Consider the following 22,492-nt stretch of genomic DNA (forward strand, 5'->3'; position numbering starts at 1 on the left):
TTGTAGCCTCCTGGTTTTAGTTTCCTTTGTAATTTGGAGTTCGTTTTTCACGAAATGCTTGTAAACCTTCTAATCTATCATGCGTGGGTATGGTTTGCTGATAAGCAAGGTTTTCCAGCATTAATCCTGTTGTAATATCCGTTTGTACACCCTTATTGATCGCTGTTTTGGCTTGTTTTAGAGCAATTGGTCCGTTTTTAGAGATGGCCCTTGCCAGTTGAAGTGCAGAATTCATAAGTTCGCTTGATTTTACTACCTCTTCAACTAGTCCTATTGCTAATGCTTCGTTCGCGTTTATACGCTGAGCACTGTAGATTAATCGTTTTGCTTGTCCGATACCAATTAATCGAGGCAGTCGCTGTGTTCCGCCTGCCCCCGGGATAATCGCCAACGATGTTTCTGTGAGTCCCATATTTACATGGTTAGCGGCAATTCGAATATCCGATGCTAATGCCAGTTCTAAACCACCACCAAAGGCAACGCCATTAATCGCGGAAATAACAGGCATGGACATATTCTCAACCATTGTGACTGTTTTTCCTATATATTCCACAGCATGAATGACTTCCTGATTAGACATTCCTGATCTTTCCTTCAGATCTGCACCTGCACAGAAGGCTTTTTGACCAGCTCCGGTAATTACTGTACAAGTGACTGTTGGATCTTGTTCTATGGTATGGACGGTGGCTTGCAGTTCTTGCAATAACTTTTTCGACATTGCATTCGCTGCTTCTGGTCGATTTAGAGTCACCATAGCTACTCCGTTATTGATGTCTAAGTTGACTAGACTAGTACTCACTGAAATCCCCCCCTACGAATAATTTTTCAGATGCTATCACGGAATTATTATTCGATGATAGCAATAATATCCCCTTCATTAACAAAATCTCCTTCGGCTACTTTCATTTCCTTTATCGTGCCTGAAGACTCTGCAATAATAGGTATTTCCATTTTCATAGATTCTAGGATTACAACATCCTGTCCTTCTTCAACCGCTTCTCCGTGTGTCGCTGTAATTTTCCATACACTACCTGCCATTGATGCTTTTAATTCCATTATTTATTCCTCCTATTTTTTATTCAATTGAGTTAAATAGTTTGTTTCTACAAAATTTGTTGTTGTATTTCCTGATCTAAATGCTTGATGTTTCATTATTGAAAGAAGCATGGGGAGATTTGTTTTAATCCCTTCAATCTTATATTCTTGAAGAGCTGTTTGAAGTAATGAAATTGCTTCGTTTCTCGTTTGACCATGTACAATTAATTTTCCAATCATCGGGTCGTAAAATGGTGTGACATCATAATTGTTACAAACCGTGATTTCATTTCTTATTTTTTCTCCTTCTGGAGGTTCAAACCTATGAATATGCCCCGGTGAAGGGAAGAAAGTAATTGGATCTTCTGCATAGATGCGTGCCTCAATTGCATGCCCGTTTAAGTGGAGATCAGCTTGTTTTATATCTAACGCTTCTCCATTAGCAATTTGAATCTGTTTCTCTACAATATCAATACCGGTTATTTCTTCTGTTATTGGGTGTTCTACTTGAATACGTGTGTTCATTTCTAAAAAGTAGAAGTTTTCTTGTTCATCTACTAAAAATTCAATGGTCCCAGCATTTGTATAACCTAATGTCTTAACCGCTTGAATGGCTTTATCTCCCATGTTTTTTCTTGTCTTTTCGGAAATAAACGGGGAAGGGGCTTCTTCAATAACCTTTTGATTTCTTCGTTGAATCGAACATTCTCGCTCAAACAGATGAACAGCATTACCATAATGATCTGCCAGTACTTGAATTTCAATGTGTCTAGCATTTTCTACCTTTTTTTCTATAAACATAGAGCCATCCCCAAAAAAATTCAGAGCACGTTTAGAATTGTTTTCAATGGCCTTTGAAAGCTCTTCCTTCGAGTGAACCATCTGCATCCCGATACCACCACCACCAGCGGATGCTTTCAGCATGATTGGATAACCGATAGCTTCTGCAATGGATGTTGCTTCTTCCGCAGATGTTACCGCTCCTTCGGTGCCCGGTACTACAGGTACACCAGCTTGCTGCATCATGGTTCTTGCTGCTATTTTACTACCCATTTGACGAATAACCTTGCTCTTTGGGCCAATAAAGATGATATCCTCCGATTCGCATTTTTCAGCAAATATATCACTTTCACTCAAGAAACCGTAACCAGGGTGAATGGCATCTGCTTTGCATTCTTTTGCAACTGAAATAATTTTTTCGATATTTAAATAGCTCTCGTTAACTCTAGGTGGTCCTATTAAGTAGCTCTCATCAGCCATTTGTACATAAGGAGCATCTTTATCTGCTTCTGAATAGATACTAACAGCTTGTATATTTAGCTGTTTGCAAGTTCGGATTACTCTTGCCGCAATTTCCCCACGATTAGCAATAACTATTTTGTTTATCATACGGTTCCCCCTATCGTTGTAACTGTTGTAAAGCTAACTCTTTAAGCTTATATTTTTGAATCTTGCCACTTGCAGTCATCGGATACTCCTGGACAAACTCAATATATCTTGGGATTTTATGTTTCGATATTTTCCCATAACAAAATTTTTGTATGTCCTTTGCTGTGTGTACTTTACCTTCTTGCAAGATAATCCAAGCCATAATTTCTTCCCCATACTTTTGGTCTGGAACACCAACGACTTGTACATCAAGTACATCGGGATGCTGATATAAAAATTCTTCTATTTCTCTCGGATAAATGTTTTCACCACCACGAATAATCATATCCTTCATTCTTCCGGTGATTTCTAAATAACCGTTATGATGGATAACGGCTAAATCACCTGTATGTAACCATCCGTGTTCATCTATTACTTCATTTGTTGCAGCCGTATTATTATAATAGCCTTTCATGACATGATAGCCTCTTGTTAGTAACTCACCTGGTACGCCAATTTCTTGATCATCATCTGTTCCTGGTATAATTACCCTAACTTCTACATTTGGGTGTGGCTTTCCTACGGTACTTACGCGTAATTCAATAGGGTCGTCTGTTTTCGTTTGTGTAATTACTGGGGAGGACTCTGTCTGTCCATAAGCAATTGTTATTTCTTTTGCACCCATCTTTTCCATTACATTTGTCATCACTTCCATTGGACAGGTAGACCCTGCCATTATGCCAGTTCTTAGACTAGATAAATTATATTGCTTGAAGTTTGGGTGATTTAATTCAGAAATAAACATCGTTGGCACGCCATGAAGTGCCGTACATCTTTCGCTAGAAACAGCGGATAAGACTTTCTCAGGATGGAATTGTTCTAATAAAACCATTGTTGTTCCTTTTGATACAGCAGCTAATACTCCTAATACACAGCCAAAGCAGTGAAAAAAAGGAACAGGAATACAAAGTCTATCTTCAGACGTCAGTTCCATACAATCAGCAATCTGCTTTCCGTTATTGACAATATTATAATGTGTTAGCATGACACCTTTAGGGAATCCAGTTGTGCCAGATGTGTACTGCATATTAATAACATCATTAACTTGTAGACTTTCTTTCCGTTCAAGTAGCATTTGCTCACTAATGATGTTTCCATATTGCATTACTTCATTCCAGTTGTAGGCAAATGAATACGTGTTCTCACCAATAACGATTATATTTTTAAGATTTGGTAAGGTTTTTGATTGAAGCATACCTTTTTCAGCCATTTCTAGCTCTGGACAAATCTTTTTAAGTATATCGATATAAGATGTGCCTTTATAACTTTCCGCGAGAATTAGCGTTGTCGATTCTGACTGTTCTAGTAAATAGTGAAGCTCGGATGCTTGATAACTGGTATTTACAGTAACTAATACTGCACCCATCTTTCCGGTTGCAAATTGAGTTGTCAGCCACTCAGGCTTATTATCTGCCCAAATCGCTACATTTTCTCCTTTTTCAATACCTAATGCCATAAATCCCTTTGCTGCTTCATTCACCATTTCATTGAATGCTTTGTAGCTTTTTCTCAAGTGTAGTTCTGGATAAATAACGGCTTCATGATCAGGATATAATTCTACTTGCTTTTCTAAAAGCTCTCCAACAGTAAAATTTAAAAGTGTCATGGACGTTTTCCTCCCCCTACTAAACTAGCAACCTAATTGTCTAGCGATAACTAAACGTTGAATTTCTGAAGTACCTTCTCCAATTTCAAGTAGTTTTGCATCCCTTAGGTAGCGTTCTACTTCATACTCACGCATATATCCATACCCACCATGAATTTGAATGGCTTGATTCGCTGCACGAGATGCTGTTTCGGATGCAAAAAGCTTTGCATAGGCTGCTTCTTTACTAAATGGCTTATCATTATCCTTTAACCAAGCTGCTTTATGAACCATGTTTCGTGACAGCTCTACTTCCATTGCCATATCAGCTAATTTAAATTGGATAGATTGGAAATTAGAAATAGATTGGCCGAACTGTTTTCTTTCCTTTGCATAGTTTAATGCTTTTTCTAAAGAAGCTTGAGCAATACCTACTCCAAGTGCAGCTATTGAAATTCTTCCACCATCTAATGTATAGAGGAATTGCTTAAACCCTTTTTCCGGATCACCCAGTAGATTTTCCTTTGGAACACGTACTTGGTCAAGTACGATTTCCGCTGTATCGGATCCGCGTACACCCATCTTGTCATAATTGCTAGTAATTTTAACTCCTTTTGTATCTGTTGGAACGATAATCGCTGAGATAATATTTTTTCCTTTCTCATTTTTACCTGTGACAGCGGTTACAATTAATGTTTTAGCAAAACTAGCGTTAGTTATAAAGCACTTCTCTCCATTAATAATATATTCATCGCCCTCTAATTTAGCAGTTGTTTTTGTTCCACCTGCATCTGATCCGGCATTAGGCTCTGTTAATCCGAATGAACCAAGTGCTTTTCCTTGAGCTAAAGGAGTTAGGAACGCTTTCTTTTGTTTTTCTGTTCCGAAATAGTAAATGGGACTTGCTCCCAATGAAACTGCGGCAGCATAGCTTAATCCTGTACTACCACAAACACTGCCAATTTCTTCTACAGCTAAAGCGTACGATAATGTGTCACCACCGGAACCACCATACTCCTCAGGGAAAGGAATGCCGAGTATGCCAAGCTCTCCAAGCTGATCGAAGATATCAATAGGGAATTTTGCCTCCTTATCAATTTCGATTGCTCTAGGTTGAATCACATTTTCCGCAAAATCCTTTACCATTTTTTTAATCATTAATTGTTCCTTTGATAATTCAAAATTCATGTTTTCCTCCTATCCCATGCTGAAAGACCGACTGGTTGGTCTGTTCAAAGCATTATACATGTAATTATTACATATTATCGTCTATCAACGCTTCATATGCATCATCGTGTATATTTCCGTGATCTAAGACAGCATGTAAAATGAGATCTACGAAAATGTCACTGATTTCATTAATACTCTTCGCACCACCTTGCTTATACCATTTATATGTCCAGTTTACCATCCCTAATATTGCCATTCCTGTAATTTCAACCGGTAATGCCTGACGAAATTCACCAGTTTGCTTACCTTCATAAATGACTTGAAATATGAGCTGTTTAAACTGGTCACGCTTTGCTTTGATTAAAGACTCATACTCAGGTTTTAAATATACTGTTTCCTGATAAAACACGGAAATATGTGGCTTATAAATATCAAAAACCTTAACAAAATCCTTAATAATTACGCTTAGCTTCTCTGTCGGTGAATGATACATTTTATTGGCACGGATGGCTTTATCAAGTACATAAGATATAAACGTATCATGGATTAAGTATAGTAGCTCATCTTTAGAAGAGAAGTGATGATAAAACCCCCCCTTAGAAGTACCTACATCAGCGACAATTTGATTCACTGTTACTCCGTGATATCCATACTTTTCGAAATGTAGCAATGAAGATTGAATTATTTTTTCACGTAATTCCGTTCTAAATCCCTCCTCTTCATTAGATATTTTAACACTATCATATTTATCTGAAAATATAAAGTCTTGGCAAGAAATGCAAAGCGTTAGTTGAATAAAAAGGTATTTATAAATAAACCCAAACCACCAGTGGGAACTAGTAGCCTGCTCTGCGGCTAAAGGTTTTTATTACCGTTTTCAGCCTTCAATGTCCGCTGAAAGGGTTTCCTGTCTGCATCAAAGATCTCTTACTTTTCCTGTAAATGGATCAAAAGTCACTACATTATATACGCGTGTGCTATAAAAATACAATAGGAATTTAGAGAAAAGGTTCGTATCCGCTGCGGTTCAGAAACGATTATTTTAAAATTGCTTTATGAAGAATGGAATAGATGAGCGTATCTCCAGTAATACTTGCAGATTCCGTGTGTACTACGTACAATTCCATGCAAAATAGTGAGTCTAAGTACGGGTTGAATACTTAATTGTATGCTATTTTTGTTCTCAAAGTGAGGGATAATAATTTCGACCCTTTGTTTTAAAGTAGGCTAGCAGAGACAGGGAGACTTCTCAGCCATTAAAAAAATGACAGGCAACCTTCTTGGCTTACCTGTCATATGAATAGCTAGAAAATATTACTACATTATGCTTTATTTGTATCTTCAAATGGTTTCTGATAATGAGCCTGCTTCCATGCTTCTACTACCTCACCATGCGTGTCAGCATCAATAATAAATGAACCATTACTGTATCGATCACTATTGGAAAGTTCTAGTGGAAATATACTGTGTGTCGTACCGTCACTTGTTTGGAAGTCTAGTGTATCATCTTCATTAATAAGGAAAAATCCTCTAATTCGATGAGGTTTACTCTTCAGCTCACGAAGCATCAATAACCCACGCTTCGCACGTGTCGATTTTTCAAACTCTTGCAATCTCATACGTTTGCATGCCCCTCTTTGTGTTAGAACCACCAGAGATGGATCAGAGAGATCATCAAATACCTGTCCGTTAACAACGTATTCATCTTTTTTCAGTTGAATTGCTTTAACACCAGCGGCTCGTTGCCCCACTATCGATATATCTGCTTCATGATACCAGAGGCCGTAACCTTTATTAGATGCTATGAATACATCTGTATGACCATTTGTTTTGTGGACATTCACTACTTCATCATCAGCTTTTAGGTTTAGGGCAATTAAAGCCTTCGAGTATCGCTGAGCGTCATATAACTGTAATGGACTCCTTTTAACCATGCCGTTTTTTGTGAAAAACAATAGGAAGTTATCCTCTTTAAAATCACGGACAGGTATGCATTCAATAATACGTTCATCCTTATCGATGGAAACTATATTAGATATATGCTGTCCAATATCCTTCCAACGTATATCTGGAAGTTCGTGAACAGGTAAATATAAATACTTTCCTTTATTCGTAAAGACGAGAACTTTATCCGTCGTATTTAATTCGATTAAACCAACAATATGGTCATCTTCTTTCATTGCAAAATCTTCGCCATTTGATGCACTATACGAACGAAGGCTAGTTCGCTTTACATAACCATCTCTGGTAACAGATACAAGAACATCTTCACTAGCGACCATAACCTCGATATCAATCTTTAATTCCTCTATCTCATTTTCAACAATTGTTTTTCTAGGAGTTGCAAATGTTTTTTTGATTTTTCTCAAGTCTTTTTTGATCGTTTGAAGCAGCTTTTTCTCGCTCTGTAATATATGCTCTAGTTCCTTAATTTTTTCTCGAAGTGTTTCAGCTTCTTGCTGAAGTGTAGTGATGTCAGTGTTTGTTAAGCGATAGAGCTGAAGCATTACAATAGCTTCTGCTTGTGCTTCTGTAAATCCATAGTTTGCGATTAATCGTTGTTTAGCGTCTTGCTTATCCTTAGATGATCGAATAGTTGCGATAACTTGATCAAGGATGGATATAGCTTTCATTAGCCCCTCTACGATATGTGCACGGTCCTTGGCCTTCGTTAAATCAAATACTGTTTGTCTAGTTACAACTTCCTTTTGATGTCTAATGTAGGCATCAAGCATTTCATTTAATGAAAGGAGCTTAGGGGTTTTGTCTTGAATGGCAACCATATTAAAGTGATAAGTAACCTGTAAATCTGTATTTTTGAACAGATAATTAAGAACACCTTCACTATTTACATCCTTTTTTAGTTCGACGACTACCCTTAACCCGGTACGATCTGTCTCATCACGGACTTCGGCAATTCCCTCTACCTTCCGATCGATTCTCAATTCATCAATTTTTTTAACCATGTTGGCTTTATTTACTTCATACGGTATTTCATCAATGACTATTTGCTGACGATTGCCACGTACCTCTTCTACTTTTGTTTTACCACGAACTACTATTTTGCCGCGCCCTGTTTCATACGCCTTTTTTATGCCCTCCACACCTTGAATGATTCCTCCAGTAGGAAAATCGGGACCTTTAATAACTTCCATTAATTCTTCTGTAGTGACTGCAGGCTTATCAATTTTTAATATAACTGCATCAAGCACTTCTTCTAAATTATGTGGAGGTATATCCGTAGCGTAACCTGAGGATATTCCTGTTGAACCATTAACTAGTAAATTCGGGAACTTTGCAGGAAGGACCACAGGCTCCATAATGGTATCATCAAAGTTTGGAATAAAATCAACCGTATCCCTATCAATATCACGTAATAACTCAGAAGCGATACTTGATAATCTAGCTTCTGTATAACGCATTGCAGCAGGTGGATCGCCATCGATACTACCATTATTTCCGTGCATTTCTACTAAGACATTCCTTACCTTCCATTCTTGACTAAGACGAACCATCGCTTCGTATACAGAGGAATCACCATGTGGATGATAATTCCCAATTACGGTACCAACGGTTTTTGCTGATTTACGAAAATTTTTATCATGCGTGTTTTTCTCTTCATGCATAGCATAAAGAATTCTTCTTTGAACAGGTTTCAACCCATCTCTTGCATCAGGTAATGCTCTGTCTTGAATAATATATTTACTATACCTTCCAAATCTGTCTCCAATTACTTCTTCTAACGGAAGGTCTAAATACGTTTCTGGTTGTGACAAACCAACCCCCCCTTATGGTTATACTTTAATTATTGTTGTTGTTCTGTATGAATTTTATCATTTTCTAAAATATTTGATTCATCATCTAAGCCAAACTCTACATTGCCTTCAATCCATTTTCTCCGCGGCTCTACCTTGTCCCCCATTAATGTTGTTACACGTCGTTCTGCTCTAGCTAAGTCATCAATGGTTACACGGATAAGCGTTCTAGATTCAGGATTCATGGTTGTTTCCCATAGCTGATCTGCATTCATTTCACCAAGACCTTTATAGCGCTGCAGCGTATACCCATTCTTGAACGTAAGTGTCGCTTTTTTCATTTCTTCCTCATCCCATGCATATACAACCTTCTCTTTTTTTCCTTTTCCTTTAGAGATCTTATATAAAGGTGGGAGAGCGATATAAATCTTTCCTGCTTCCACTAGCTGGCGCATATAGCGGTAGAAAAACGTTAGTAATAATACTTGAATATGTGCCCCATCTGTATCAGCATCCGTCATAATAATGATTTTATCATATTGCACATCATCTAAATCAAAATCTCCGCCTACTCCCGCACCAATGGTGTGGATGATGGTTGAGATTTCTTCATTTTTAAATACATCTTGAAGCTTCGCTTTTTCGGTATTGATTACTTTACCACGTAGAGGTAATACAGCTTGGAATTTCCTATCTCTACCCTGCTTTGCAGACCCTCCAGCCGAATCACCCTCAACTAAATATAATTCGTTACGTTTTGGATTCTTTGATTGCGCAGGTGTTAATTTCCCGCTTAATATGGTATCTTTTCTTTTTCTTTTCTTACCAGTACGTGCCTCTTCTCTCGCTTTTCGGGCAGCTTCTCTTGCTTCTTTCGCTTTGATTGCTTTCTTTATTAACAGTCCCGAGACGTCCGGATTTTCTTCAAGGAAATAGGATAACTTCTCAGAAACAATGGCGTCAACAGCTGATCGTGCTTCAGGTGTACCTAATTTTCCTTTCGTTTGACCTTCAAATTGAAGTTTTTCCTCTGGCACACGAACAGAAACGATTGAAGTAAAGCCCTCTCGTATATCTGTTCCTTCCAGATTCTTATCTTTTTCTTTAAGTAATCCTGCCCGACGCGCATAATCATTAAACGTTCTAGTAATTGCTGTGCGAGCACCAGATTCATGTGTTCCACCGTCCTTTGTTCGGACGTGATTAACAAAAGACAGCATACTTTCGGCATAGCCATCGTTAAACTGAAATGCAAAATCAACTTCTATCCCTTGTTGCTCTCCTTCAAATGCAACTACAGGATGAAGCGTGTCCTTTTCCTCATTTAAATAATGTACAAAAGCCTTGAGACCATCTGGAAATTGATATTCTTCATGTTGATTATTACGAAGGTCAGATAGTTGAATTTTTAGCCCTTTTAACAAAAAGGCTGCCTCGCGTAACCGTTCCGACAAGGTTTCAAAATCATATACAATGGTTGTAAAAATACCAGGATCTGGTTTAAAGTGAATGGTCGATCCTTTCTTTTTCGTTGTCCCCTTTTTTTCAAGGGAACCAACCGGCTTACCACCGTTTTCGAATCGTTGAAAATAGGTGTGCCCCTCTCGATGAATAGTTACCTCTAACCATTCAGAGAGTGCATTGACAACAGAAGCGCCAACCCCATGTAGTCCACCACTTGTTTTATAGCCTCCCTGACCAAACTTTCCTCCTGCATGTAATACTGTAAAAATGACCTCAGGTGTGGACTTTCCAGTACGGTGCATTCCAGTTGGTATACCTCGACCCTTATCCACTACTGAAATACTATTATCTTTATGTATGGTTACTTTTATCGTTTCACCAAATCCTGCTAAAGCTTCATCTACAGCATTATCAACAATTTCAAATACGAGATGATGTAAACCACGGAGATCTGTACTTCCTATATACATTCCAGGTCTTTTTCTGACTGCTTCTAATCCTTCAAGTACCTGTATTGAGTCATCACTATATTGCATAGGTTGTTGAGCCAATTCAAAACTGCTCCCTTCTTACGTAGATTACTTTGTTCGAATCATTACCAGTGAGTAACGCTCTGCCCTTTGCTCATGCAAAACCTAACTTTCATTTATTTAAGTCGTAGTATCTTGCATCTGTTCTCAACTAAATTCATTATGTTGCGCACATTCATCTATTAATTCTTAGTATAATATAAAAAGTATATCCAGATTTTCTCTCACTATAATAGAACGAATGTTTGTTTCTGTAAAGACTAATTATATTTTGCGTATATACTATATCCTTAAGAAAGAAAAATGATAGGTATCCCTATCTGTCATGCCGCATCAATTTTAAATTTTTACCAACTTGTAAAGCCTAAGTCTCCTCTTTACGTAGCCAACATCGCTTACCGAGGTTTTGTGCTATCTATCATATGATGAGCTGATAATGCTTTGTACTTGCCAGTATTAACCATAAGCGGTGTACTTAAGTATACTACACTTCCTTTTATCTTGCATGGGTCAACTATAGTTAAGTAGCTTTGAGACACTATTTTAACTTACTACATCTCTTTAATGGCATTATAGCATTCCAAAAGGTGTATACCTTTTTGAAAAGGAAGAGGATGGCATGAATATGCCATCCTGTAAGCTTCGTTATTTTACTAATACGGCATGTACAACTTTAATGCATAAATCCATAATAACCGTGAAATCATGTTTCTTCAAATAATCATAGGCATCCTCATTACTTATCCCTTGCTGTGCCCAAAAAACACTACAATTGGTTTGTACAGCTTCTTTAGCGATATCAAGTAAATGCTCTGGCCTACGAAACACATTAATAATATCGATCTGCTCTTCAACATCTGTTAATGAAGGATACGATTTTTCTCCAAGCACCTCACTTATTGTAGGATTTACAGGAATAATTCGATACCCTTGCTTTTGCATAATTTGAGCAATTTGATATGAGGTTCTATCTGGGTTAGAAGATAAACCTACAACAGCAATTGTTTTTGCAGTAGTCAAAACTTGCTTTAGTCTGTCATTTGATGGATTTTCCCAACGCATAAATATCCCCTTTCTACTCCGTTACAATGAGGTCATGTTCTTCTAAGAACTGTTCAGCGACCTCTTCTGGAGATTTGTCTTCATAATCTACTTGATAATTCATTTTTCTCATTTGTTCATCTGTAATTTTCCCTGCGAGCTTGTTTAATATCGTTTCTAATTCTGGGTGTTTATCTAATGTTTCATTCTTCATTAGTGGTGCTCCTTGGTATGGGGGAAATAGATTCTTCGGATCTTCTAGAGTAACTAAATCTAATTCAATCATATAGCTATCTGTAGCATAGGCATCAATGATATCTACATCGCCTGTCGTTAATGCATCTTGTCTTAACCCAGGATCCATGGTGCGTACATCGTTTATATTTAAATTATATTTGTCCTGCATACCTACATACCCGTCATATCTGTCTTTAAACTCTAATGTAAATCCTGCAGTTATATTATCCTCTATTTGTTTAAGATCACTAATATTTTTTAGACTATATTGTTCAGCTAATTGCTTGGTAGTAGCTACAGCATACGTATTATTAAATTTCATCGGTTCTAAATATGCCATATCATATTGTTCGTTCATACCCTTTTTTGCCTGTTCATAGACTTGATTTGCTTCATTACTATTCGCTTGGTCGCCTAAATGGGTTACAATGGCTGTCCCTGTAAATTCAGGAAAAATATCGATGCTCCCTTCCTTTAGTGCATCAAATACCAATGAAGTTTTCCCCAAGCCTGCTTCTAATTCTACCGTAAGATCCGTGTCTTGCTCAATTAGTAATTTATACATATTGATTAAGATAGCAGGTTCTGCACCCAGTTTACCGCCAATTACTAAATCAGCTTGTCTGGAATTACTAAAAATAAATGGAGATACAACAATTAAAACAGCTATTAATAGCATGGAAAGAAAAGCTTTAAAGCCTGCCCTTCTGGAGATGCGCTCAAACCCACGTAGTATAAAATCCAATATGATTGCTAATAAAGCTGCGGGTATTGCACCAAGTAAAATGAGGTTAACATCTGCTCCGCGATCAAGACCGAGAAGAATTAACTCCCCTAATCCTCCTGCCCCTATAAGCGCTGCAAGTGTAGTAGTACCGACAATTAAAACCATTGAAGTACGAATTCCTGCCATGATAACGGGCATTGCTATCGGAAGCTCTACCTTTGTTAATCGCTTAAACGAATTCATCCCCATCCCAGTAGCAGCTTCTTTTAATGCAGGGTCTACTTCTTTAATCCCTGTATAACTATTTCGAAGTATCGGTAACAATCCATAAGCAGTCAATGCAATGATGGCTGGTAATGTTCCAATACCAAAAAAAGGAATTAAAAAAGCAAGCACAGCTAGGCTAGGGATCGTTTGCATGACTGCAGATATGCCAATAATTGGTTCAGCAATTTTAGGATACCTTGTTAAAGCTAAACCTAATGGTACAGCAATGACAATTGCAATTATTAATGATAGTAATGAGATTTGCAAATGTTCCCAAATGGTTTCCCAAAACATATCTTGTCTGTTTTGAAATACTGTAATGAAATCGTTCATGATTGAACCACTCCATTCGCTACTACGGCTTTACTTTTTAGATATGCCACGATATCGCGATAACTAATGACCCCTACCAGTTTATTTGCTTTGACTACTGGATAAATCGTTTGATTTGATGATTCAATAATTTCCACAGCTTTAATTAAGGGCAGGTCATTCTCTAACCGAATTCCATCTGTTAGAATGCCAGATTGTAACAAGCCCACATACATATTATTTTCATCACGCACAATATAAGTTTGTAACTTAGAGTAATTACAGTTATTATAGGATGATTGAGAAAGGACGTGTTTTTGTGATGGATCAGCTATAATATCTACCGCTGTTTGCCATGGAGATTTCCTTTCACCAATAAAGTCTTTAACAAATGGAGATTGTGGATGCAAAATAATATCTTGGGGCCTATCAAGTTGGACAACTTTTCCATCCTTCATCAAACAAACCCTATCCCCTAATGCCATCGCTTCATCAATATCATGGGTAACAAAAAGAATAGTTTTTTTTATTTCTTTTTGCAATGAACGAATATCTTTTTGCAATTGCTCTCTGCTAATAGGATCTAATGCACTAAAAGGCTCGTCCATTAGAATGATATCAGGATCTGCAGCTAATGCTCTAATGACACCTATCCGTTGCTGCTGACCACCAGATAGTTCTCGCGGCATTTTGTTTTGAAAAGTTGCAGGATCTAACCCAACCATATCTAACAATTCTCGATTTCGTTGTTTAATCGCTTTACGTTTCCATTTTTTCATTTCTGGAACAACTGCTATATTCTCATCGATCGTTAGGTGGGGAAATAATGCAATTTGTTGCAGTACATAGCCTATATTCCATCTTAGTTCATGGATATTATAGGAATCAATGGCTTTGTCATTTATGTATATTTCACCTGACGTAGGTTCAATTAAACGATTTACCATTTTCATTGTGGTTGTCTTGCCACAACCACTAGGTCCGATTAGAGTCATGATTTCCCCTTTTTCCACACGAAAGGAAATATCTTTTATCGCTTCCGTTCCATCTGGGTAGATTTTTTTAATATGTTTAAATTCAATCATGGCTTCCTCCTTAGCTATTCCTTCTCTAATTATTCCCTATGTTAAAGCAATATAGTTATTTCCCCTAATGAAACGATCTCAAACATAATAAACTTATCATGAAATATGGTTCTTAAAACGCTGTGTTCGTGCTAAAATAAGAAGCAGCTTATTTTTTATGATTGGAATCAATTTCATACGTGCTCACTTCCACCAATCCCCCTTACAATTCTATAAAATGAAAGGGAGGCATAAATTAGTGGAAAGTCTCTAATCTCTCCTTACCCTCTATGGTTTTACTCGTAAGGGCCTTGTAACCAGTTAATACTGGAGAAACTCTAATAATCCGTAAATGGAGGAGAGCGGTTTCATTTTATAATCAGAAAGTAACAACAGCTGCGGAGAAAAAGTGTGTCCAGATAATAGTCTGGGGTAACGAAGCTGCTCGGAACTTTCCGTTTATAGCGTGGAAAATCAACTGTATGTATTTTCCTTATATTCATGCAAATTGAATGATGAAATTGCAGCAACAGTTTTAAAAATAAGCCTCATCTATCGTATCTCCTGTTTGTTTGATACATACATAAATGAAGAAAGAAGGAATTTATATGGAGTACATTTTGTTTGCTATTATTGCTTATTTATTAGGTTCTATTCCTTCAGCATTAATTGTTGGCAAGCTGGGATATAATAAAGACATTCGCCAACATGGTAGTGGGAACTTAGGCGCGACAAATACGTTTCGTGTATTAGGAATTAAAGCAGGAATAATCGTAACACTTGCAGATATCTTAAAGGGAACAGCAGCAACATTAATTCCGCTTATATTCGATGCTGATGTTTATCGTCTCGTAGTTGGCTTATTTGCCGTAGCTGGGCATACGTATCCTATTTTTGCAAAGTTTAAAGGTGGGAAAGCAGTAGCAACATCAGGGGGAATTATTTTAGGAATTAATCCATTATTATTTATTATTATGATCACCACATTCTTGCTAAGTCTCTATCTGTCCAAATACGTCTCCTTGTCCTCGATGATAACAGGTATCGTTACAATTGTTTTGTCGATCCTTTTTAAGGATATTGGGCTTATCATTGTTACGACAATACTTACAATTTTCGTTTTTTATAGACATAGAGAGAATATTAAGCGGATAAAGAATAAAACAGAACCGAAAATTACTTGGATGTAATTCTTTCCTATCAAAACCTATACATTGAATCTTTATAACACCTACAGTATACTTTTATTAGCAAAGAGAAAGGGGACGATGTTATGGATAATACACAGACATTCCCAAAGAAGAAATTGCCTAACAAAGAACAACGTCATAAATTATTTGGTTCTGTAATGCCGGTCCCGAGAACAAAACCTGTCGATAAAGTGCATATGGCAGATTTGCAAAATACGAAAAAGGACTTCTTATTTGATTTGGATGCAGTTGGAATTACTAAGGTAAAACATCCAATAACCATATACAGTTCCTTAACTCCAGCCAAGCAAACTACAATTGGTGAATTTACCTTTACATCTAGCTTGAAGCAATCAAACAAAGGAACAAATATGAGTCGCTTTACGGAACAGTTAGCAAATTATCATGCTAATGGGTTTGCAATGGATCTTCATACATTAAAATCGTTTGCAAAAGAATTAGCGGAACGATTAGATCAACAGGATGCCTCCCTTAAGGTGAGCTTTCCTTGGTTTTATGAGAGACATGCCCCAGATACCAGACTTGCTGGAATGAATCATGCCAATGCTACCATTAGCATTAATTATGATAGACAGCTCGGTTATCAATTGGCTGTATCTTTAGCTGCGTCGATTACAACGCTATGTCCATGCTCGAAAGAGATTAGTGAGTATAGCGCACATAACCAACGAGGTAACGTCAAGATCGAAGTATCATTATCAGAAGACTATGATGAATCTTTATCAGATTGGAAAGCCATATTATTAGAGGCTGCTGAGAGCAATGCAAGTGCAAGATTACATCCAATCTTAAAAAGAACAGATGAAAAAATGGTTACGGAACAGGCATATGAGAATCCAAGATTTGTAGAAGATGTGGTAAGGCTAGTCGCAGCGGATTTGTATGAGCTTCCATTTATAACGAAATTTAAAGTTAGCTGTCGGAATGAAGAATCCATTCATATGCATGATGCTATTGCTACAGTCAGCTATGACAAAGAAAATGAAACTTATTAGAGAAGGTCATATCTATGAAATATCTCTTCATTGGATTAATAAAATTTTATCGATCAGCTATTAGTCCATTCACACCACCAACTTGCCGGTTCTACCCTACTTGTTCGGAGTATGGACTTGAAGCATATAGACGTTTTGGCGTATGGAAGGGAACGTATTTGACCGTGAAGCGAATTAGCAAATGCCACCCGTTTCACGCTGGTGGAGTAGATTTAGTACCGGAAAAGAGAAAAAAGCAAGATGATAATAGATAGAGAAACAAAGGAGTTGTCTTCATTGAATATACAAATTAGTAAAGAAGCTGCAAAATGGTATAAAAAAGAGTTAGATATAGACGAAGATACTTCCTATGTTCGATTTTTTGTAAGATATGGTGGCATTGGAGGAAATGTGCCCGGCTTTTCATTAGGTGTAAGCAATGAAAAGCCGGAAGATCTACATACCTCCATTGAGGTTGAAGGTGTCACCTTTTTTGTTGAAACAAAAGATGAATGGTATTTTGAAGATAAGGATCTTAAGATCAGCTACAGTAGAAAAAAACAGGAGCCCACTATGAAGTATATTACGAACTAAACATAGCGGTTATTAGCAAAAGGGAACTCTCTAGGAAGTTTCCCTTTTGCTTGTTTATCTATACAAGTAAGGATGGAATTATTTCTATGTTATAATCGAAATCTTTCTATTTGTTCCCATTGCTCCTCTTTACGTAATATTTCACTTTGCTTTTCACCAAATAAGTCAAAATGGGGGTAATTTAATTTACGATCAATCCATTGAGGCATTAGACCATATGGTTCACCCCAAGAAATCAACTGATCTACATTTTTGCAGCCCACCTTTGTAACTGTAGTACATCCTGGAAAACGATTATCTATCCAATAATGAGTTAGGAATGCTATTTTTCCAGCGTTAATCTCATTTTTCCACCTCAATATTTCCTTACGATCTATTCCAAAAGCCATGATTATTCCTCATTTAATTGTTTTGTATAAGCTTCATGCCAATCAGGAAAAGCTTTTCTTAAGGATAATGGTCTAAACGTATCTTTTTTCACTATAACATGCTCTGTTGTTCCGCTTACAGCTACTTCTTCTTTATGATTTAAAATCTGATAGCCATATACCGTTCGAATACCATCGTATGTTTCTAGCCATGTCTTCACAAATGCATCCTCACCATAACGAATTGGCTTTTTAAACTGAATCGTTGCGTTTGTAACGGGAGACACGATTTGATGCTCTTCCATATCTGTATAATGAAAACCAAGAGATTCGATAAATTTTGTTCTTCCAATCTCAAACCATACAAGATAATTAGCATGGTAAACAACACCCATCTGATCTGTTTCTTGATATCTGACTGCAATTGGTGTCCTGACTGATTGCACTGATTATTCCTCCCAGCTTCTTTTTCTCTCAACATATAGCTTAACATATTTCTTCTAAATATTAAGTGACAGCGACTTAAAATCCCCCGATTCACTTTAACCTAGTATCGGGGGAATTCACTTAATTCAACTCATTATGCTCATGTTCGTCCTTTATCTCTTTTCGCATACCTTCAATGGCTTGCTCTCTTCTTTTATTTTTTGCTTTTATAGCTTCTTTCTCTTCACCGGAAGAAAATTGCATCGTTTCATGTGCTTGTTCCATATTTTCAATTGTATCCTGAACCATATCCTGTAACTTTTCTACATTATCACTACGATCATCTGGCTTTGGCTGGTATTTATCTGTCGTCATGAATAAATCCCTCCTTTCTTTTGTCTGCACCTATTATTTCTTGTGAATGCATCTATATACTAGAAAATTTATCCAAAAAAACACTTCCCACGAATGGAAAGTGATTAAACTTCTATCTATTTTATTGAACTTCTTTTTGAATAGGTTTTCTTTTTAATTCCAATTGCTTTTCGATCTTGTCCATGAGTGATCTGTCTTTTAATATTTGCTGACGATTTTCACTCACTAATTCATCAAACGTACGTTTTTTCTTTAAAGAAATGGTAATTCACTCCTTTTTAGAAGAAGCTTTACCAGTTTAGCTTAAATATATACCTTAATTAGCAGAATTAATAGTATCTTTCATAAATTCATATGTCATTGGTCCGGGCTTCACTTGATGGATTTTTCCTTTTGTATCAATAAAATAAGTTGTTGGAACACTAAATACTTGGTACATATTACGTGCCTTCGATTTTCGATCCAATGGTATAGGATATGTATAGTCATACTTATTAATATATTTGTGAACATCCTTTTCCTTTTTTTCTGAGTCAGTTAAATTAACGGCTACAACCTCTACATTCTCTTTATGTTCATTATAGAAGTCTTGCATTGCTGGCATTTCTTTACGACAAGGTGGGCACCATGTTGCCCAGAAATTAAGAATAACCTTTTTACCTCGTAAATCAGACAGTTTTAGTGTATCTCCACTAAGTGTCTCAAGTTGAAAATCAGGTGCAGTATCACCAGGTTGAAGTACTTTGTCCTTTTCTACTGAAGAAATAGCACCACCTTCAGCATCTGTATCACCGCTTACATTATATTCATTATCTTCTTTTGAAACTTCGTTTCGTTGTTGAACATAGTTAAAAAGTACAATTCCAGCTAGCACGATGATCACAGTAATTCCAACTATTTTTTTTAACATACACGATGTCTCCTTGCTAATCATTATAAATGCGATTTTCTATTCTATTTTCCTATCCTTATTAAATGGTATGTAAAATAATTGGGTTTGTAAAGCTACATACGTTATCGTTCGTAAAAAATTCACCATTATCTCTTCATAATATTATAGAAAAAAGCCTCTACAATTATGATCGTTGTAGAGGCTTTTTAAGATATAGGTAAAAATTATACTTCTAACTTGTTACGTAATACCATCTGTAAGATGCCGCCATGACGATAGTAATCAATCTCTACATCACTATCAAATCGTGCAACAGCTTTAAATTCTGTTTTCGTACCATCTTCACTTACCGCTGTTACATTTACTAAATCATGTGGTTTTACATCTTCATTAACTTCAATACTAAAGCTTTCTTTACCAGTTAAACCTAATGAATCTGCACTTTCTCCATTTTCAAATTGTAATGGTAGCACACCCATCATAACTAGATTAGAACGATGAATTCGTTCGAAGCTTTCGGCAATTACGGTTTTAATTCCTAGTAAATTTGTTCCTTTAGCGGCCCAATCGCGAGAAGAACCCATTCCATAGTCCTTACCGCCAATAACGATAAGACCAGTGCCATCTTGCTGATACTTCATTGCTGCATCATAGATAGGCATAACTTCTTCTGTTGGCCAATACGTTGTAAAGCCGCCTTCTGTACCTGGAGCAAGTAAATTACGAATACGGATATTGGCAAATGTGCCACGCATCATAATTTCATGGTTTCCACGACGAGATCCATAAGAGTTAAAGTTACGAGGTGAAACGCCTTTATCTTGTAGAAATTTACCTGCTGGCATATCTTTTGCAATAGCACCTGCAGGTGAGATATGGTCTGTAGTTACAGAATCACCAAATTTACCAATAGCACGTAAGTTATTCAGTGGCTTGACTGAGTCAGCCTCTTTCGCTAGACCTTCAAAGAATGGTGGATTTTGAATATATGTCGATTCACTATCCCATTCAAATAATGGTTCATCTGTCGTATCAATTTCATTCCAGCGTTCATTCGAACTAAACACATCTTCGTATTCTTTACGGAAAATCTCAGGTTGAACAACTTTTTCTACCTGTAACTTGATTTCTTCCATGGATGGCCAAATATCATTCATGTATATTGGATTTCCATCTTTATCGGCCCCCAAAGCATCTTTCGTAAGATCAATGTCTACCGTACCTGCCAACGCGTAAGCTACTACTAAAGGTGGAGATGCAAGGTAGTTTGCTTTTACTAATGGATGGATACGTCCCTCAAAGTTACGATTACCAGAAAGAACAGACGATACTGTAAGGTCATTATCAATAATCGCTTGCTCAATTTCTTCGCGTAATGGTCCAGAGTTACCAATACATGTTGTGCATCCATATCCTACTAGGTTAAAGCCAAGTTTGTCTAAATAAGGCATTAGTCCAGCATCCTCTAAATATCTGGTTACTACTTTTGAACCTGGTGCTAATGAAGTTTTTACGTATTCAGGTACGAGGAGCCCTTTTTCTACTGCGTTTTTCGCCAATAGACCAGCACCTAACATTACGTAAGGATTGGACGTATTTGTACAAGAAGTGATTGCTGCGATAGCAAGTGCTCCTGTTTTCATAACGGATGATTTCCCATTTGGATGCTCGACAACTGCTTCTTTTTTGAATTCAGATTTATCAAGTCCAAAGCCTTGGTTTCCAGCGGGTGCTGTAATCGCCTTATTAAATTCTTTTTTCATATTTGATAGCGCGATTAAATCTTGAGGACGTTTCGGTCCTGAAAGGTTAGGTTCTAGTTCTGATAAATTAATCTCAACAAGATCCGTGTACTCTGGATCTTTCTGATCTGCAGAATACCATAGGTTATTTAGCTTACAGTATTTTTCTACAAGATCAATTTGCTCTTCGTCTCTACCAGTTAGACGTAAGTAGTTCAATGATTCCTCATCCACTGGGAAGAAACCACATGTTGCGCCATACTCTGGTGCCATATTAGAAATTGTAGCACGATCTGCTAATGGCATATCCTTTAAACCAGGGCCAAAATACTCAACAAATTTGCCGACTACATTTTTCTCACGTAATACCTGTGTTACTTTCAATGCTAAGTCAGTAGCTGTTGTTCCATTCGGAAAACTTCCAGTGAACTTAACTCCAATTACTTCAGGAGCAGGGAAATAAGAAGGTTGCCCAAGCATACCTGCTTCAGCTTCGATACCGCCAACACCCCAGCCAAGAACGCCTAATCCATTAATCATTGTCGTATGTGAATCCGTTCCCACAAGTGTGTCTGGGAATGCAACGTACTCACCATTTTCGTCTTCTAAGCCATGTACTACATTTGCGATATACTCTAGATTCACCTGATGCACAATTCCTGTAGCCGGTGGTACAGCACGATAATTATCGAAAGCTTTTTGCGCCCAATTAAGAAATTCATAACGCTCTGCATTTCGTTCAAATTCTAAATCCATATTGGCTTTTAGCGCATTTGCTGTACCATATTGATCTACTTGTACGGAGTGGTCAATAACTAGATCTACTGGTACTTCTGGATTAATTTTACTAGGTGTTCCACCCATATCTACCATTGCTTTGCGTAAAGAAGCAAGATCTACTACTGCTGGTACACCTGTGAAATCTTGTAAAATAACGCGCGAAGGCTTGAATGGAACATCTACACCCTTTCCTGCTTCTGTGCCCCATTTAGTTAGGCGTTCGACGTGCTCATCTTTGATTTGATGTCCATCATGTTGACGAACAAGTGATTCTAGGAGAACACGAACAGAAAATGGCAAGCGTGAAATTTCTCCTAATCCAGCTTCTTCTAAAGTTTTCAGTTGATAATAGTTGTAGGTTTTTCCATTGAGTTCAAATTGCTTTTTAGCATTAAATGAATTACTCTTCCCCATGTTTGTACCCCTTTCATCATGCATGTCATACAAATTACAACGTACGACATCTTTTTCACTTTCATTAACAATATAATATAAACCTTACCCACTTACTCTAT

Annotated in this window: 21 protein-coding genes; 4 read left to right on the forward strand and 17 right to left on the reverse strand. The window is 37.1% G+C overall.

Features of this window, described 5'->3' with window-relative positions:
- Nucleotides 1–16: 16 nt before the first annotated feature.
- The 11 genes from RVS70_RS00355 to RVS70_RS00405 all read right to left on the reverse strand — a co-directional run bounded on the left by RVS70_RS00355 (nt 17) and on the right by RVS70_RS00405 (nt 14,636).
- Entirely contained in the window at nt 17–799 is a 783-nt protein-coding gene (locus tag RVS70_RS00355; RefSeq protein ID WP_034679972.1) for an enoyl-CoA hydratase, read from the reverse strand.
- Nucleotides 800–846: 47 nt separating this feature from the next.
- Nucleotides 847–1,056: an acetyl-CoA carboxylase biotin carboxyl carrier protein subunit gene (locus tag RVS70_RS00360; protein WP_034679970.1), complete on the reverse strand. Its 210-nt coding sequence runs from the start codon at nt 1,054–1,056 to the stop codon at nt 847–849.
- 12 nt (nt 1,057–1,068) lie between these two features.
- Nucleotides 1,069–2,424 (reverse strand): acetyl-CoA carboxylase biotin carboxylase subunit, encoded by a 1,356-nt coding sequence (locus tag RVS70_RS00365; protein WP_321132387.1) that lies wholly within the window; start codon nt 2,422–2,424, stop codon nt 1,069–1,071.
- A 10-nt stretch (nt 2,425–2,434) separates the two neighbouring features.
- The gene (locus RVS70_RS00370) at nt 2,435–4,069 is read right to left on the reverse strand and encodes an AMP-binding protein (protein ID WP_166530305.1); all 1,635 of its coding nucleotides are present in this window, start codon (nt 4,067–4,069) and stop codon (nt 2,435–2,437) included.
- 24 nt (nt 4,070–4,093) lie between these two features.
- Nucleotides 4,094–5,236 (reverse strand): acyl-CoA dehydrogenase family protein, encoded by a 1,143-nt coding sequence (locus RVS70_RS00375; protein ID WP_166530306.1) that lies wholly within the window; start codon nt 5,234–5,236, stop codon nt 4,094–4,096.
- A 67-nt stretch (nt 5,237–5,303) separates the two neighbouring features.
- Nucleotides 5,304–5,948 (reverse strand): TetR/AcrR family transcriptional regulator, encoded by a 645-nt coding sequence (locus tag RVS70_RS00380; protein WP_205389767.1) that lies wholly within the window; start codon nt 5,946–5,948, stop codon nt 5,304–5,306.
- A gap of 592 nt (nt 5,949–6,540) precedes the next feature.
- Nucleotides 6,541–8,994: a DNA topoisomerase IV subunit A gene (gene parC / locus RVS70_RS00385; RefSeq protein ID WP_205388560.1), complete on the reverse strand. Its 2,454-nt coding sequence runs from the start codon at nt 8,992–8,994 to the stop codon at nt 6,541–6,543.
- Between the two features lie 29 nt (nt 8,995–9,023).
- Nucleotides 9,024–10,973, reverse strand: coding sequence for a DNA topoisomerase IV subunit B (parE, locus tag RVS70_RS00390; RefSeq protein WP_034679985.1), 1,950 nt, complete (start codon nt 10,971–10,973; stop codon nt 9,024–9,026).
- A gap of 639 nt (nt 10,974–11,612) precedes the next feature.
- Nucleotides 11,613–12,029: a CoA-binding protein gene (locus RVS70_RS00395; protein WP_026683167.1), complete on the reverse strand. Its 417-nt coding sequence runs from the start codon at nt 12,027–12,029 to the stop codon at nt 11,613–11,615.
- A gap of 13 nt (nt 12,030–12,042) precedes the next feature.
- Complete coding sequence (locus RVS70_RS00400) at nt 12,043–13,572, reverse strand: ABC transporter permease/substrate-binding protein (RefSeq protein WP_026683166.1); 1,530 nt, start codon at nt 13,570–13,572, stop codon at nt 12,043–12,045.
- Nucleotides 13,569–14,636 carry an ABC transporter ATP-binding protein gene (locus RVS70_RS00405; protein WP_121605140.1) on the reverse strand — a complete coding sequence of 356 codons (1,068 nt, stop codon included), beginning with the start codon at nt 14,634–14,636 and terminating at the stop codon, nt 13,569–13,571. The genes RVS70_RS00400 and RVS70_RS00405 overlap by 4 nt, the downstream gene beginning before the upstream one ends.
- Nucleotides 14,637–15,223: 587 nt before the next feature.
- Between RVS70_RS00405 and plsY the strand changes: the two genes are divergently transcribed.
- The 4 genes from plsY (at nt 15,224) to RVS70_RS00425 (ending at nt 17,394) form a co-directional block, all read left to right on the forward strand.
- Nucleotides 15,224–15,805, forward strand: a complete 582-nt coding sequence (plsY, locus tag RVS70_RS00410; protein WP_026683165.1) for a glycerol-3-phosphate 1-O-acyltransferase PlsY — start codon at nt 15,224–15,226, stop codon at nt 15,803–15,805.
- 83 nt (nt 15,806–15,888) lie between these two features.
- Complete coding sequence (folE2, locus tag RVS70_RS00415; RefSeq protein WP_121605141.1) at nt 15,889–16,821, forward strand: GTP cyclohydrolase FolE2; 933 nt, start codon at nt 15,889–15,891, stop codon at nt 16,819–16,821.
- Nucleotides 16,822–16,835: 14 nt separating this feature from the next.
- A complete protein-coding gene (gene yidD, locus RVS70_RS00420) occupies nt 16,836–17,075 on the forward strand; it encodes a membrane protein insertion efficiency factor YidD (protein ID WP_121605142.1) in 240 nt (79 codons plus the stop codon).
- 22 nt (nt 17,076–17,097) lie between these two features.
- Nucleotides 17,098–17,394, forward strand: a complete 297-nt coding sequence (locus RVS70_RS00425; protein ID WP_026683184.1) for a HesB/YadR/YfhF family protein — start codon at nt 17,098–17,100, stop codon at nt 17,392–17,394.
- 89 nt (nt 17,395–17,483) lie between these two features.
- Here RVS70_RS00425 and RVS70_RS00430 read toward each other — a convergent pair whose 3' ends face one another.
- From RVS70_RS00430 to acnA, 6 genes are all read right to left on the reverse strand, one after another.
- The gene (locus tag RVS70_RS00430) at nt 17,484–17,783 is read right to left on the reverse strand and encodes a hypothetical protein (protein ID WP_121605143.1); all 300 of its coding nucleotides are present in this window, start codon (nt 17,781–17,783) and stop codon (nt 17,484–17,486) included.
- Between the two features lie 2 nt (nt 17,784–17,785).
- Nucleotides 17,786–18,208: an acyl-CoA thioesterase gene (locus RVS70_RS00435; protein ID WP_026683162.1), complete on the reverse strand. Its 423-nt coding sequence runs from the start codon at nt 18,206–18,208 to the stop codon at nt 17,786–17,788.
- Nucleotides 18,209–18,329: 121 nt separating this feature from the next.
- Complete coding sequence (tlp, locus tag RVS70_RS00440; RefSeq protein WP_026683161.1) at nt 18,330–18,563, reverse strand: small acid-soluble spore protein Tlp; 234 nt, start codon at nt 18,561–18,563, stop codon at nt 18,330–18,332.
- Between the two features lie 121 nt (nt 18,564–18,684).
- Nucleotides 18,685–18,831 (reverse strand): FbpB family small basic protein, encoded by a 147-nt coding sequence (locus RVS70_RS00445; protein ID WP_080668784.1) that lies wholly within the window; start codon nt 18,829–18,831, stop codon nt 18,685–18,687.
- 48 nt (nt 18,832–18,879) lie between these two features.
- A complete protein-coding gene (locus tag RVS70_RS00450) occupies nt 18,880–19,473 on the reverse strand; it encodes a redoxin domain-containing protein (RefSeq protein WP_026683160.1) in 594 nt (197 codons plus the stop codon).
- 206 nt (nt 19,474–19,679) lie between these two features.
- Nucleotides 19,680–22,391, reverse strand: a complete 2,712-nt coding sequence (gene acnA / locus RVS70_RS00455; protein ID WP_026683159.1) for an aconitate hydratase AcnA — start codon at nt 22,389–22,391, stop codon at nt 19,680–19,682.
- Between the last annotated feature and the right edge of the window lie 101 nt (nt 22,392–22,492).

Source organism: Virgibacillus sp. M23, assembly GCF_034190895.1.
GTDB classification, from domain to species: Bacteria; Bacillota; Bacilli; order Bacillales; family Amphibacillaceae; genus Virgibacillus; species Virgibacillus salarius.

Excerpts from the sequence above, each read along its gene's own strand:
- RVS70_RS00360 (WP_034679970.1), bottom strand. The coding sequence starts at position 1,056 with ATGGAATTAAAAGCATCAATGGCAGGTAGTGTATGGAAAATTACAGCG.
- RVS70_RS00365 (WP_321132387.1), bottom strand. The coding sequence starts at position 2,424 with ATGATAAACAAAATAGTTATTGCTAATCGTGGGGAAATTGCGGCAAGA.
- RVS70_RS00370 (WP_166530305.1), bottom strand. The coding sequence starts at position 4,069 with ATGACACTTTTAAATTTTACTGTTGGAGAGCTTTTAGAAAAGCAAGTA.
- RVS70_RS00375 (WP_166530306.1), bottom strand. The coding sequence starts at position 5,236 with ATGAATTTTGAATTATCAAAGGAACAATTAATGATTAAAAAAATGGTA.
- parE (WP_034679985.1), bottom strand. The coding sequence starts at position 10,973 with ATGCAATATAGTGATGACTCAATACAGGTACTTGAAGGATTAGAAGCA.
- RVS70_RS00395 (WP_026683167.1), bottom strand. The coding sequence starts at position 12,029 with ATGCGTTGGGAAAATCCATCAAATGACAGACTAAAGCAAGTTTTGACT.
- RVS70_RS00400 (WP_026683166.1), bottom strand. The coding sequence starts at position 13,572 with ATGAACGATTTCATTACAGTATTTCAAAACAGACAAGATATGTTTTGG.
- RVS70_RS00405 (WP_121605140.1), bottom strand. The coding sequence starts at position 14,636 with ATGATTGAATTTAAACATATTAAAAAAATCTACCCAGATGGAACGGAA.
- plsY (WP_026683165.1), top strand. The coding sequence starts at position 15,224 with ATGGAGTACATTTTGTTTGCTATTATTGCTTATTTATTAGGTTCTATT.
- folE2 (WP_121605141.1), top strand. The coding sequence starts at position 15,889 with ATGGATAATACACAGACATTCCCAAAGAAGAAATTGCCTAACAAAGAA.
- yidD (WP_121605142.1), top strand. The coding sequence starts at position 16,836 with ATGAAATATCTCTTCATTGGATTAATAAAATTTTATCGATCAGCTATT.
- RVS70_RS00430 (WP_121605143.1), bottom strand. The coding sequence starts at position 17,783 with ATGGCTTTTGGAATAGATCGTAAGGAAATATTGAGGTGGAAAAATGAG.
- tlp (WP_026683161.1), bottom strand. The coding sequence starts at position 18,563 with ATGACGACAGATAAATACCAGCCAAAGCCAGATGATCGTAGTGATAAT.
- RVS70_RS00450 (WP_026683160.1), bottom strand. The coding sequence starts at position 19,473 with ATGTTAAAAAAAATAGTTGGAATTACTGTGATCATCGTGCTAGCTGGA.
- acnA (WP_026683159.1), bottom strand. The coding sequence starts at position 22,391 with ATGGGGAAGAGTAATTCATTTAATGCTAAAAAGCAATTTGAACTCAAT.